At 36.3% G+C, this 14,308-nt stretch carries 3 protein-coding genes; 1 reads left to right on the forward strand and 2 read right to left on the reverse strand.

The window, feature by feature from the left end; translation table 11 throughout:
• Window positions 1–72: 72 nt before the first annotated feature.
• Complete coding sequence (locus XEN7305_RS29430; protein ID WP_006510063.1) at window positions 73–11,106, reverse strand: non-ribosomal peptide synthetase; 11,034 nt, start codon at window positions 11,104–11,106, stop codon at window positions 73–75.
• Between the two features lie 328 nt (window positions 11,107–11,434).
• Between XEN7305_RS29430 and XEN7305_RS13795 the strand changes: the two genes are divergently transcribed.
• Window positions 11,435–13,003 carry a CRTAC1 family protein gene (locus tag XEN7305_RS13795; protein WP_006510064.1) on the forward strand — a complete coding sequence of 523 codons (1,569 nt, stop codon included), beginning with the start codon at window positions 11,435–11,437 and terminating at the stop codon, window positions 13,001–13,003.
• Between the two features lie 201 nt (window positions 13,004–13,204).
• Here the strand turns inward: XEN7305_RS13795 and XEN7305_RS13800 are convergent, their stop codons facing one another.
• Window positions 13,205–14,260 carry an aldo/keto reductase gene (locus XEN7305_RS13800; protein WP_006510065.1) on the reverse strand — a complete coding sequence of 352 codons (1,056 nt, stop codon included), beginning with the start codon at window positions 14,258–14,260 and terminating at the stop codon, window positions 13,205–13,207.
• Between the last annotated feature and the right edge of the window lie 48 nt (window positions 14,261–14,308).

Raw genomic sequence — 14,308 nt, forward strand, 5'->3', positions numbered from 1 at the left:
TTAGATTATTTTCAAGTAAATCATTATTATTTTCGTTATTAGGAAAGGTGAAAATGGCGTTTTCATCTATAATCAACCAATAAAATCTAATAAACTATCGAGCTCGGATTGATCAATCTGAATATCTGGAAAATCACTAGGGGTATATCCAAATGCATCGTCCGATTGACAGTGTCGGATGATTAATTTTATTTTTTCTCGATAACTTTGTGCCAATTTTTCAACTGTAGAATGTCTATGAATTTGATTGCTGTAACTCCAATGCATCTGAAATTCTCCTCCTATCACTAAACAGTTAATACTTAATAAATACTCACGATAAAGCTTTAAGCTCTGATTAGTTCCAGTAGATTCAGGAGCAAATTTCCAACTTGTGGTAGTTTGTATTTGATCGAATTGTCCTAAATAGTTGAAATTAATTTCGGAAGTAGGTATTTTCTGTATTTGCTCTTGAAATTTCTGATTTTGGCATAGGTAACGTAAAATACCATAGCCAACGCCATGATGAGGAATAGATCTTAATTGTTCTTTAATTGATTTGATAATTGAGCCAATTTTCTGCTCTCTTGGCAGTGCTAATAATACGGGAAATAGACTAGTAAACCAACCTATTGTTCTTGATATATCTATATCTTCAAATAATTCTTCTCTGCCATGCCCTTCTAAGTCAATTGAGAGAGTCGAGCTTCCTGTCCATTCTGCCAGAGAGATAGCTAAAGCACTCAACAAAATATCATTAATTTGGGTATTGTAAGCTTCCTTGACTGAACCTATTAGTTTACTAGTCTCTTCTCTATCTAATTTCAGTATATAAGTGGCAGTATTGGCGACTGTATTTTCTTGGCTGAGAATTGGATAGTCTCGGGGTATTGGTGTTACTTTATACCAAGATTGATGGAGCCAATAGTCTAACTCTGCCTGAATTATTTGGGAATTTGCAAATTGATTTAGTTTATTCGCCCAGTCGATAAATGATATTGACTTAGGGGCTAATTGTATTGATTGTTGAGCAATTAATTGTTGATAAATAGTTGACAAATCTGATAATAAAATTCGCCAACTCACCCCATCTACGACCAGATGATGAATAATAATTAGTAATCGGGCATTATCTTCATATCCCAAGTTAAACATTACTACTTGCATTATTGGTCCAGAAGATATGTTTAAGCGAGTTTGATATTTGCCAGCAATTTCTTCTAGGGTTTTTGTTTGTTCACTTTTGGGAATTGTCGATAAATCTACAACAGAAAATGGGATGTTATCATCACAGCCTAAATTTATTTGTTGGTATAACGATTCTTGGGTTATAAACCTTAAACGTAAAGCATCATGATGTTCTAGTAATTTGGCAACAGCTTTTTGAAGCAACTGAGGATTAGTATCCTGGGGAATTTGCAATAAAAACGATTGATTGAAATGATTTACATCCTCTTTATGGTAGGTAAAAAACCAATGTTGAATTGGTGTTAGAGGTGCAGCACCAGTTACTAAACCTTGGTTAGGACTGATTTTAATTGAGGTATTCGCAACTTGAGCTAGTTCAGCAATGGTTTGATTTTGAAAAATTTGTTTGGTTGTAATTTGTATTCCTGCATTTTTGGCATGAGAAACTACTTGAATACTCAGGATGGAGTCGCCACCAATTTCAAAGAAATTATCGTGGATGCTAACTTTTTTTAACAGAAGTAATTCTTGCCAAACATCAATTAGGGTTTGTTCGATATCTGTGCTTGGTGCTACATATTTATGCTCTCTGATAATCTCTCCATCAGGTGAAGGTAAAGCTTGGCGATCAACTTTACCACTAGGAGTTGTGGGTAGACTCTCTAGCAAAACAAAGTCAGGAGGGATCATGTATTCTGGCAGTCTTGGTTCGAGAAATTTCGGTAATTGTAAAACCAGATGACGATTGAATTGTTGTTTTAAGGGATTATTAGCATAAGCATTCCAAGCTTTAACTTCATAATTTGCTTCCCAGTTAGGCAAGATCTTATGGGAGGTAGAGGTAGAGGTAGAGGTAGAGCTAGAGCTAGATTCCCTCTTGAGCAAAACAGCGTCATAGTGACCATCTGCTGCATTTCCTGACCAATTAATATATATTTCATAGGGCAGTTTTTCCTGTAAACGCCATAAATCATCTGGCTCTATACCTACTTGTTGTTGATTTTCCCAAGTATTGCGCAATTGAGCTATGGTTACTTCGCCTAAAGAATTAGAAATCAGTTTGACTAAAGCAACTTCTTTTTGTAGACGAGCATTAGGTATTTTTTTTATTCCTATAACTTCTGGTGAGTTATCTCCTAAAATTTGTTTAATACCTGATAAATTTAAACCGTCCTCACCATAATCGAGCCATTCGGGCGCAACTGTAGAAGATTTATAATTGTCAACATAAAGAGTGACATCATAACGAAACTTAGTTAGTTCATTTTGATAATCACCAGGTTTAAGCTGAATTTGGACATCTTTTATTTGAGGTAGATGGTTTTGTAAAGCAAGAAAAAAGTCTGGCGCGATCGCTAATTCTTCTTCTTGATTAATACTATTTTCGATCTGTTTTCTGAATTGATCTATGGTCAGTGAATCTGAAGCCTGAGTAAACTTGGTTGCTATATGAAAAGTTTCCAGTAATGGGAAACTGCGAACATCACCAATAAAAATCAAGCCTCCTTGAGACAATGTATTAACAGCATTTTGTAAAACCTCTACTAGATAATCAATACTAGGAAAATATTGAACAACTGAGTTCAAAATAACCGTATCGAATTTACCTTTTTCAATATCGGAAAAATCGTGAGCCGGTTTTTGAATTAAGCTGACATGGGAATAAGTATCTCCCAACTGTTGGATTTGTTGCTCAATATAATCCAAAGCTCCTCTACTAAAATCCGTACCACAATAACTCAAGCAATGAGAAGCAATTTGCAAGAGCAACATCCCTGTGCCACAACCAATCTCCAAGACATGTTTAGGTTGACCTTTAAGAATTTGCTTAACTGTAGAATCTACCCATTTGCGCATTTGCTCTTGAGGGATTTGTTCACCGCTATAGCTACTTTTCCAACCGATAGTATTGTAGTTAGGTTTTTCAATCTCTTCTGATTCGCTATAGAGTTCATCATATAATTGTTGCCATTGCTCAATCTGCGATCGCTGTATTGAATTTTCTGCTTTCGAGAGATTTTTTGACTCCGAAACTAGATAAGCAATTAATCGTTGGTTACTGAAAATATCTTTTCTGGCAATAACTACAGCCTTTTGAATTTGGGGATGACTATTAAGTGTTGATTCAATTTCTCCAAGTTCAATGCGAAAACCACGAATCTTAACTTGGTTATCAATGCGATCGATAAATTCAATATTACCGTCAGGCAAATATCTAGCTAAATCCCCTGTTTTGTAAAGTCTTTTGCCATTTTCAAAGGGATTGGTTATAAATTTTTCTGAAGTTAGCTTGGGACGATTGAGATAACCTCTCGCCAAACCATCACCCCCAATATAGATTTCTCCTGAAACCCCTACAGGGACTAGTTGCCGATGTGAGTCCAAGATATGTATCTGGGTATTGGCAATGGGATGACCAATAGTAATTTTTTCCCTAACATCGTTAATTTCGGCTATGGTGGCGCAAACAGTCGATTCAGTAGGACCATAGGCATTAAAGAAATGACGACCAATAGACCATCGATCAACTAATTCCTTCGAGCAAGATTCTCCCGCAACAATCAGATAATTCAAAGCTGGGAATTCATTATTCGGCAAGACTGCTAAGCTAGAAGGCGGTAATGTTAAATGAGTTATAGAATATTGAGCTAAAATTCTTTGCAAATCATCTCCCGGAATTAATTCACAAGCTCTTGCCAATATAAGACTTGCTCCAGAAGTTAGCGCCATAAATATTTCCCAGACAGAAGCATCAAAACTTAGAGAAGCAAATTGTAAAACCCGACTAGTATGATTTAAATCAAATAATTTTTTTTGTGTCTGAGCAAGATTACATAAAGAACGATGTTCGATCGCAACTCCTTTAGGTTGTCCAGTGGAGCCAGAAGTATAAATCACATAAGCTAAGTAATGTGATTCCACATTACTCCTACTATCAAGATTTTTTTCACTTTGTTGTTCAATTTTCCACCAATCAGTATCTAAATAAATTACTTGTGCTTGATTTGCTGGCAAAGCTGATTCTAAAGACTCTTGAGTCAATAAAAACTCGACACCAGAATCCAATAAAATATGACTTAATCTTGCTGGAGGATAATTAGGATCAAGAGGGACATAAGCAGCACCAGCTTTAAGTATCCCTAAGATTCCTACGATCATTTCCAGAGACCTTTCTGCGCAAAGACCTACTAATATTTCTGGTTCGACTCCGAAACTTTGTAGGTAATGGGCCATTTGGTTGGCTTTGTTATTTAATTCTTGATAAGTTAATTCTTGCTCTTCAAATACTACTGCTATTTGATTAGGTGTTTTGCTGACTTGTTCTTCAAATAATTGGTGGATATATTTATCTTGAGGATAATTTGCTTTAGTATCGTTCCACCCCAGCAATAATTGATTTCGTTCTAATTCGCTCAATAAGGGTATTTTAGCTACGGGAAGTTGAGGATTTTCGACAATTGCAAAGAATAAATTCTGGAAATGTGCCGCCATACGCTCAATTGTTTCGCGATCAAATAAGTCAGTGCTGTATTCCCAGGAACCTACTAACCCTGAAACTGTTTGAGACATTGATACTGTCAAATCAAACTTGGTAGTTACCCGTTCAGGTATAAAAGGTGTCACCGTTACATTAGGTAATTGCCACTCACCTTCAGGTGTATTTTGCAAAACAAATGCCACTTGAAATAGGGGAGAATGGCTCAAAGCACGTTCTGGTTGTAGTGCTTCTACAACTTGTTCAAAAGGTACATCCTGATTTTCATAAGCTTTGAGCGCAGTTTCTCTTACTTGTGCCAATAATTGTTCAAAACTCAAATTCTCAGCAAATTTAGTTCTTAATGCCAAAGCATTCACAAAGAAACCAATTAATGGTTCAATTTCTCTTTGATTACGATTAGCAATCCCAGAACCAATTACTATATCTGACTGACCACTATAGCGATATAGCAAACTGGCGAAAGCTGCGTAAAGAGTCATAAATAAAGTTGTATCTGACTCGCGAGACAGAGTTTGCAACTTTTGGGTTAAATCATTATTTAAAGTAAAACTTTGAGTATGACCCTTATAAGTCTGTAAAGTTGGACGAGCGCGATCAGTGGGTAATTGCAATAATTCTGGTGCACCTTGTAATTGCTGTTTCCAGTAATTTAGTTGAGTTGCTAGAACATCTTCACTTAGCCACTTCCTTTGCCATAAAGTAAAATCGGCATACTGAATCGTTAGGTCTGGTAAGGGTGATACTTCTCCCTCTGTAAAGGCTTGATATAAAGTTGATAGCTCTTTGATCAATACTCCCATTGACCAACCATCAGCAATAATATGATGCAAATTTAACAGTAATACATACTCTTCGCTATCTAACTGTAAGACAGTGCATCTGATTAAAGATGCTATATTAAGCTTAAAGAGAATTGCTACTTCTTCTTGAAGTAACTTTTGTAGTCTAGTTTCTTTTTCTTTGCCCTGTAAATCCTGCAAATCAATCAAATTGATATTAAGAGTACCTTGAGAATCTATTACTTGTCTTGGTCTGCCATTGACATTGGGGAAACTAGTACGCAAGATTTCGTGACGACAAAGGATTTCTGATAAAGCTTGTTGCAGTGACCTAAGATCTAAGTCTCCACTGAGTCGAAATGCCCAGGGCATATTATAAATTGCGCTTGCTCCTTCAAGTTGATCGAGGAACCAGAGTCGCTCTTGTGCCCAGGATAGGGGTAATTGTTTTTGGTCGGTTCTTGGTTGAATTGGAGGAAGAGTTAATCCTCTTGAAACAGTACGTAAATTGGTTATCGTCTGTTCTAGTTGAGCTACACTAGGAGAAGAAAATATTTCTCTTAGAGGGATTTCTACCTCAAAAGCAAGTCGGAGTCGGGAAACTAATTGAGTTGCTAGTAGAGAATGTCCTCCCAAATCAAAGAAATTGTCTTCAATTCCTACATTTTCTACTCCCAAAAGAAAAGCAAAGATATTGGCAATGATTTCTTCACTGGGTGTTCGGGGTGCGATATATTCTTGTTCTCTGTTAATTTCACCATCTGGTGTTGGTAGTGCTTTTCGATCTATTTTTCCGTTAGGCGTGACTGGTAAATTTTCTAAGATTACGAAGGCAGAAGGGATCATATATTCTGGTAGCTTCTGTCTGAGAAAATCACGTAGTTCCTTGATGGTAATTGATTCACGTTCAGTTTCAGTAACTACATAGGCAGTTAAACATTGATTTTCCGGGATATCTTCTCTGGCAATAACTACAGCTTGTTGAATATGCGAGTGGGTATTAAGAACTGATTCAATTTCTCCTAACTCGATACGAAAACCTCTAATTTTTACTTGGTTATCGATACGTCCTAAATATTCTATGTTGCTATCGGGTAAATATCGGACTAAATCTCCAGTTTTATATAATTTTCCACTTCCAAAAGGGTTTTTTATAAATTTCTCTGTTGTTAGTGCCGGTCTATTAAGATAACCTCTAGCTAAACCATCACCACCAATATACAATTCTCCTGCGACACCAATCGGAGTTGGGTTTTGAAATTTATCTAATATAAATGCCTGAGTATTCGCCAGGGGTTTACCGATTAAAACTTTTTCAGAAGTTGTCAGAGGATAGATTAAACTCCAGATTGTACATTCCGTTGGTCCATATATATTCCAAACTAATTTGTTTTGAGCTAATAAATATTTAGCTAATTCAGAAGATAATTTTTCCCCAGTAGAAATAATTTTTAATTGTTGAGCTGCCTGCCAATTTACAGTTTCCAATAATTTCCAAGTTGCTGGAGTTGCATCAATAATTGTCGCTTTACTTTGGTTAATTATATTTTTTAATTTATCTACATCTTTAATTGTGTCTTCCGGCGTAATGATTAATTGTGCCCCAGTAATTAGAGGAATAAATATCTCGGCAACGGAAATGTCAAAGGAAAAAGTCGCTAAAGATAGGAGAATATCTTGAGCAGAAACTTGTAGATAATTGATGATCGTTTGCAGAACATTAGTTACATTAGAGTGAGGTATTTTTACTCCTTTTGGCTTACCTGTTGAACCAGAAGTATACATTATATAAGCAAGATTGTCGGGATCTATTTGCCCCAAAATGTCGGCTTCTCTTTCCTTTTCAAAAATATTTGTTTCATCTAAACAGACAATAGTAGATACTGATAATGGTAATTGGGCTGATAATAAATTTTGAGTTAGTAAAATATTTATTCTCGCATCTTCCATCATTGATTTTAATCTTACAGCAGGATATTTTGGATCAAGAGGGACGTAAGCTCCTCCGGCTTTTAAGATTCCTAAAAGTCCCACTACCATATCTACTGAACGTTCTACACAAATACCTACTAGTACTTCTGGTTTTACACCTAATTTTCGTAAATGATGGGCTAATTGATTAGCTTTTTGATTTAATTCTCGGTAGGTTAACTGTTGATTCTTAAAAACTACAGCTACTGCATCAGGTGTTTTCTCGACTTGTTCTTCAAATAACTGATGAATACATTTATCTTGAGGATAATCTACTCTAGTGTCATTCCACTCTATTAATAATTGATGACGTTCTTGTTCGCTCAAAAGAGGAATCTTTGCCACTTCAATTTGAGGATTTTCGACAATTGCTGACAACAAATTCTGAAAATGACCTATCATCCTTTCAATCGTTGTTTCATCAAATAAATCCACATTATAGTTCCAATAACCAATCAATCCTGACTCGGTTTCAGACATTGAAACTGTTAAATCAAACTTGGCTACTGTGCTTTCAAGATCTAATTTAGTCAAGGTTAGGTCGGGTAATTCCAATTTACCCATCGGAGCATTTTCCCAACTAAACATTACTTGAAATAGGGGAGAATAGCTCAATGACCTTTCCGGTTGTAAGACTTCGACTAATTTCTCAAAAGGTAGATCTTGATTTTCATATGCTTTGAATGTCGTTTCTCTTACTTGTTCGAGTAATTGTTGAAAACTCAGATGCTCTTGAAATTGAGTTCTCAAGGCTAAAGTATTGACAAAAAAGCCGATTAAAGGTTCAAGTTCGCTATGGTTACGATTGGCAATCGGAGAACCAACCACAATATCTGACTCTCCGCTATAGCGATATAGTAGGCTGGCAAAGGCAGCATAAAGAGTCATAAATAAGGTCGTATCTGACTTACGAGACAAAGCTTGCAGCTTCTGAGATAAATCATTACTTAATTGGAAAGATTGAGTTCGACCCTCATAAGTCTGCTCATTGGGACGAGGTCTGTCCGTTGGCAATTGCAATAATTCTGGTATGTCATGTAATTGCTCTTTCCAGTAGTTGAGTTGATTGTCTAGCGACTCACCATTTAACCATCTCCTTTGCCATATGGCGAAATCAGCGTATTGAATGGGCAACTCAGATAAGGGATTGGTTTGATCTCTTGCAAAAGCCTGATACAGAGTACTAAGTTCTTGTATAAACACTTCAAAGGACCATCCATCAAACACAATATGATGTATCAAAAAATGCAATACATATTCTTCTTTCCCCAGCCGAATCAGAATTGCTCTCAGCATGAGGTCAGTAGTTAAGTCAAAGACAAACTCTGAGGCTTGCTGGAGGGTTGATTGTAAGATGGATGCTTGCTGAGCTGGATTCTGGTCGCTTATATCTATTAATGGCAACTCAAAATGACTATGATCTATAATCACCTGGGCTGGATTTCCATCCCTTACGATAAATGTTGTTCGCAATGCTTCATGGCGCTCTAGGATCGTTATAAGAGCTCGCTGTAATTTTTTTACACTTAATAAGCCTTTTAATGATAAAGCCTGAACAATATTATAAACAGGATTTTTTCCTTCTAATTGATCTAAAAACCAAAGTCTTTGTTGAGCAAAAGAGAGAGGTAATTCTTGTTCTCTGGAAACAGATTTAATCTTGCAATGAGAATCACTCTGTATTGACGCTGATGCAGTTATATATTTTCCTAACTCTCCAATGGTAGCTATTTCAAAGAGATAACTTAAAGGTAAATCTAAATAAAAAATATCCCGAATCCTAGAAACGACTTGAGTTGCCGAAAGAGAGTCACCACCTAGCACCAAAAAGTTATCATTAACTCCTATTTTTTCAATTCCTAAAACCTCCTGCCAAATCTTGGTTAATTTAATCTCGATTTGATTGCGAGGGGCAATAAAGTCATTAGTATCAAAATCAATCAAATTTTTAGCTTGTTGAAAGCTATAGCACTTAACAATATCTAAATTATTATTGAGTAATTGATTACGACAAACATTGCGTTGTATTTTACTGCTAGAAGTTTTAGGAATTGTACCTTGCTTAATCAAAACAACTTTATATACGGCTAATTCATATTCTTGTGCTACTGTTTTTTGAATCTCGACAATAACTTCATTAAGATTAATCTTGTTCCTATTTTTTGTTTTTATCTCAGCAACAATGGCTAATTTTTCTAGACCATCAATCTCTAGGGAAAAAGCTGCCGATGCATTAGAACGTAATTGTGGATGACATTTTTCAATAGTCCACTCAATATCTTGAGGATAATAATTTTGTCCTCGGATAATAATTAAATCTTTTAAACGCCCTGTAACAAATAATTCCCCATCTCTAATAAATCCCAAATCCCCTGTTCTTAAAAATGGACCATCTCCTGTATCTTTCACATAACAATGAAAGGTCTGCTTGGTTTCCTCTGGTCGATTCCAATAACCTTGAGCAACTCCTTGACTAGAAACCCAGATTTCACCTACTTTGCTATTGGGTAATTCAATTAAAGTTTTTGGATCAACAATAATAACTTTAGTATTTGTGAGGGGTTTACCAACTCCTACTAATTTTTGTCCGTTTTCAATCTCAACAATGCGATTTTCTTTTAATGCTTGAGGGCAAATACTATAATAAGTTGGTTGCTCACTTTTTCTTTTACTCGTTACGAGCAAAGTCGCTTCGGCTAGTCCATAAGCTGGAGTAAAATTATATGGCTCAAAGTAAAATGGTTGAAAAAACTGAGAAAATTTTTGTATTACCTGATAGTTAATTGGTTCTGCGGCATTTCCTCCATAGCGCCAACTGCTTAAATCTAGATTACGACATGATTCAACAGAAATCTTTTCTAGACAATAAGCATAAGCAAAATTAGGAGCTTGGGAGTGAGTTGCTTGAAAATGACTAATGGCTTGTAACCAATTTAAAGGATGTCTAATAAAGCTTAAAGGAGACATTAAATAACAAGGATGACCATTATAAAGAGGTTCTAGCATCCCTTCGACTAAACCATAGTCATGAAAATAAGGCATCCAATTAACTGTTATACTATCTCTGCTGTAACCACAGGATGCTTGAATATCAGCTAAGTGAAGCATTAAGTTTTCATGATTTAACATTACTCCTTTGGGTTGAGAAGTAGAACCAGAAGTATATTGTAAATATGCTAAAGTTTTGCTATTAATCTCTGGCTGAGTCCATTTTTCTGCCCATTCTTCTTCTATTTCTTCTGTGGAAAATTTGGATATATTATCCCAATTAAATTTATTTATAGCTAATAAAAGTTGATTATTAGTTAGGCAAATTGTCGCTTGAGCATCATTCGCGATCGATTTTAATCTTGGTATTACTCTTTTTAATCGAGAAGCTTGAGGTGCAGGAGTAGGAATAGCTACCATACCTGCATAAAGACAACCAAAAAACGCTTTTAAAAATTCTAATCCTTGTGGATAGATTAAAATAACTCGATCGCCTGGATTAAATTTAGCTTGTAAATAAGCTGCGATCGCTCTTGCTTGTCGATCTAATTCCACATAACTTAAAGATTCTTGTACTTGAATTCCATCTATTAAAAAACTATATGCTTTTTTATTTGATTGATTCTGTTTGCTGTGAAGTATTTCTCTTTGACATCTCCATTGCAAAAGTTCTACCAAAGTATTTAATTGATGTTGGTGCATATTGATGATTTTAGATTGTAGATTAATCAAGAACAAAAATTGACGATTTCATTAAAGACACTGGATAGCTCTTTGATAGATAAGGTTAATACGATTGATATTGCAGACCAGTCAGATAAATGCCCAAGGCACGATAATAACCAAAAATTTTTATTGGAGAAAATCAAGAAAATATCGATAAATAAGTAGCGGCAGAAGATATTTAACAGTAAAAGGATTAAGGAAAAATTTATAAACTAGACTCAATTACAACTTAGATCTTTATAGTTGGCAGTTTTAGACGGTTGGCAATATAACTGAAAATGAAAATAATTAAGATTTTAAGAACATGAGTATCCAATTTACTTCTATCAATAGCCGTGATTCTGGGATTAATCACATTTCTGATAACCTTCCAGGACCACCTATGGGAGGAAATAATCCTGGTGCGGCAGCATCTGATTATGATAACGATGGTTGGGTTGACTTATATGTAACTAGACGCAATGCCCCTGACATCTTGTATCGGAACAATGGAGATGGCACATTTACAGATGTTACTTTATCTTCGGGAATTAATCGGGTAACGGACTCTAATGGTGCTGCCTTTGCGGATATTGACAATGATGGCGACCAAGATCTATACGTAACTACCGCAAAAAATGAGCGATACTATTTATACATCAACAATGGTAAAGGTTTTTTTGAGGAACAAGCTATTCCCCGTAATGTCGCTCTCAATATCAATAACGAAGACATTTTGCAGAGAACTCGTTTTGGGAATGGTATTGCTTTTGGAGACTATGACAAAGACGGATATCTAGATATCCATGCGAATGAATGGGATTCCCCTGAGCATTTCAATACAAGATTATTGCGCAACCTTGGTGATTTCCAGCCTGGCTATTTTGAGGATACTACCGAAGCTGCGGGGGTAGATGTTCCTAATGTTTTCGCCTTTGCTTCTCATTTCACAGATCTCGATAGCGATGGCTATCAAGATTTAGTTATTTCGGGGGACTACGCTACGAGTAAACTCTTCTGGAATAACGGAGATGGTACTTTTACTGATGGTACGACTGATGCTGGTGTCGGAACCGATGAGAATGGCATGGGGTTAACAGTTGGAGACTATGACGGGGATGGAAAACTCGATATTTTCATAACTTCTATTTACTACGAAAATGGAACCCCTTATGACTTATTTCCTGACTTGCCTTATGACTATGACTTTTGGCTCGGAGATACGGGAAATCGACTTTTTCGTAATGAAGGAAATCGGACATTTTCAGACCAGACTGATGCTGTAGGTGTTAGAGATGGCGGTTGGGGTTGGGGTACTAATTTTTTCGATTTTGACAATGATGGCGATCTCGATCTCGCTATGACTAATGGTTTCATTCTTAATCATCTTCCAGATGACTATGATAATCCCCATCTTGATGACCCAATGCGACTTTGGCGCAATGATAATGGTTTTTTCACTGAGATTGCTACTTCATCTGGAGTTACTGATACAGGTTTGGGGCAAGGACTTTTAACCTTTGATTATGATAACGATGGCGATTTAGATATGTTTGTCACTAATAATGGTTCTGATCCATTGCTGTATCGCAATGATAGTGAAAATACTAACGATTGGTTGAAAGTCAAAACTCAAGGTACAGTTTCTAATGCAGATGGTGTTGGTGCTGTTGTTACAGTAGTAGCAACGGAAGATGGGCCAGAGCAAATTAGGGAAATTTCTGCGAGTTCTGATTATTTGGGGCAAAGCGAGATCACAGCTCATTTCGGATTAGGAGATTTGCCAAATGACTTAGTTCATCAAGTTCGGATTCAATGGCCCAGTGGGATTATTCAAGAATTTGATAATGTATCTGCTAATCAAATGTTAACGATTGTCGAATCTGGATTTTAGACTAACTTAGCGTTGCGACAGCAAACGACTTTGTTGGCAATGTGTACATTTTGTTCGCATTTTCTCTAAAGTATCTGAATGTTGCGCGATCGCAGATTGACATTATAAACTGATCAAAATGTGTCAAGATTAAATTTATGACACATTTATTACATATTTATTACTTTTCCTATTGTAAGTACTTTTCTATAAAAACAAAAATTAATTAGCCAATTGAGAGTAACGATGGTTGTCTATCTTGTCGAATGTGCCATTGTAAGCAAAGTTTTTCACCATATCTGCATTAAAGAAATCGTGGGGAAATCCAAGTTCAATCTTGCTTACTTCGTCTAATTGCTGAATTTGTTCTGAAGACAATTTAAGATCAATACATTTAAGATTATCCTCAACATGAGATACTTTTCTCGCACCGATAATCGGAATTACGCCTTTACTTAGTAACCAAGCCAAAGCAACTTGAGAAGAACTAGTGCCGATTTGTTCGGCAACTTTATCTACTGTTTGAGCGATTTTAGTATTGCGATCGCTTTTGTCAACAAAACCCTCCATCATTTCACTATCTAATCTTCTCTCTTCCCCTGTCGTATTCCCTTGAGTATATTTTCCCGTTAGCCAACCACTAGCCAAAGGCGACCAAGCAGTCACACCAATATCCAAAGTATGAGCCATTGGTAAGAGTTCTCTTTCAGGAGTGCGTTGAATCAGACTATATTCAATCTGTAAACCAATAAACTGTGTCCAACCTCTCCACTCAGCTAAAGTATTACATTGAGCCACAATCCAAGCAGGAGCATCAGAAATTCCGATATACAAAACTTTTCCCGATCGCACCAAATCATCGAATGCTCGCATAACCTCTTCAGGTGGAGTCATAAAATCCCAGATATGTAGCCATAAAACATCGATATAGTCAGTATTGAGGCGTTTGAGACTAGCTTCTACCGACTGCACCATACTTTTACGCTGATTACCACTACCGTTAGGATTTCCATCCCCTAAACCATTACTATATTTAGTAGCTAATACAACTTCATCTCTTTGGTCAGTAATAAACTCGCCGAGAAATTGTTCGCTAGTGCCATTGGTATAGATATTTGCTGTATCGATAAAGTTTCCCCCAGCTTCGCGAAAAGCATCGTAGATTGCCTTACTTTCTTCTTTAGATGAACCCCAACCCCAGTCTTCACCAAAAGTCATTGTACCCAGACAGAGTTCTGATACTCTAAGTCCGCTTTTTCCCAGTAGTTTATATTGCATAATTATTTCTACTTTTAAAATATAATAGTTGCCCCTTTTAACTTTACA

This window comes from Xenococcus sp. PCC 7305, from assembly GCF_000332055.1.
Lineage (GTDB): Bacteria > Cyanobacteriota > Cyanobacteriia > Cyanobacteriales > Xenococcaceae > Xenococcus.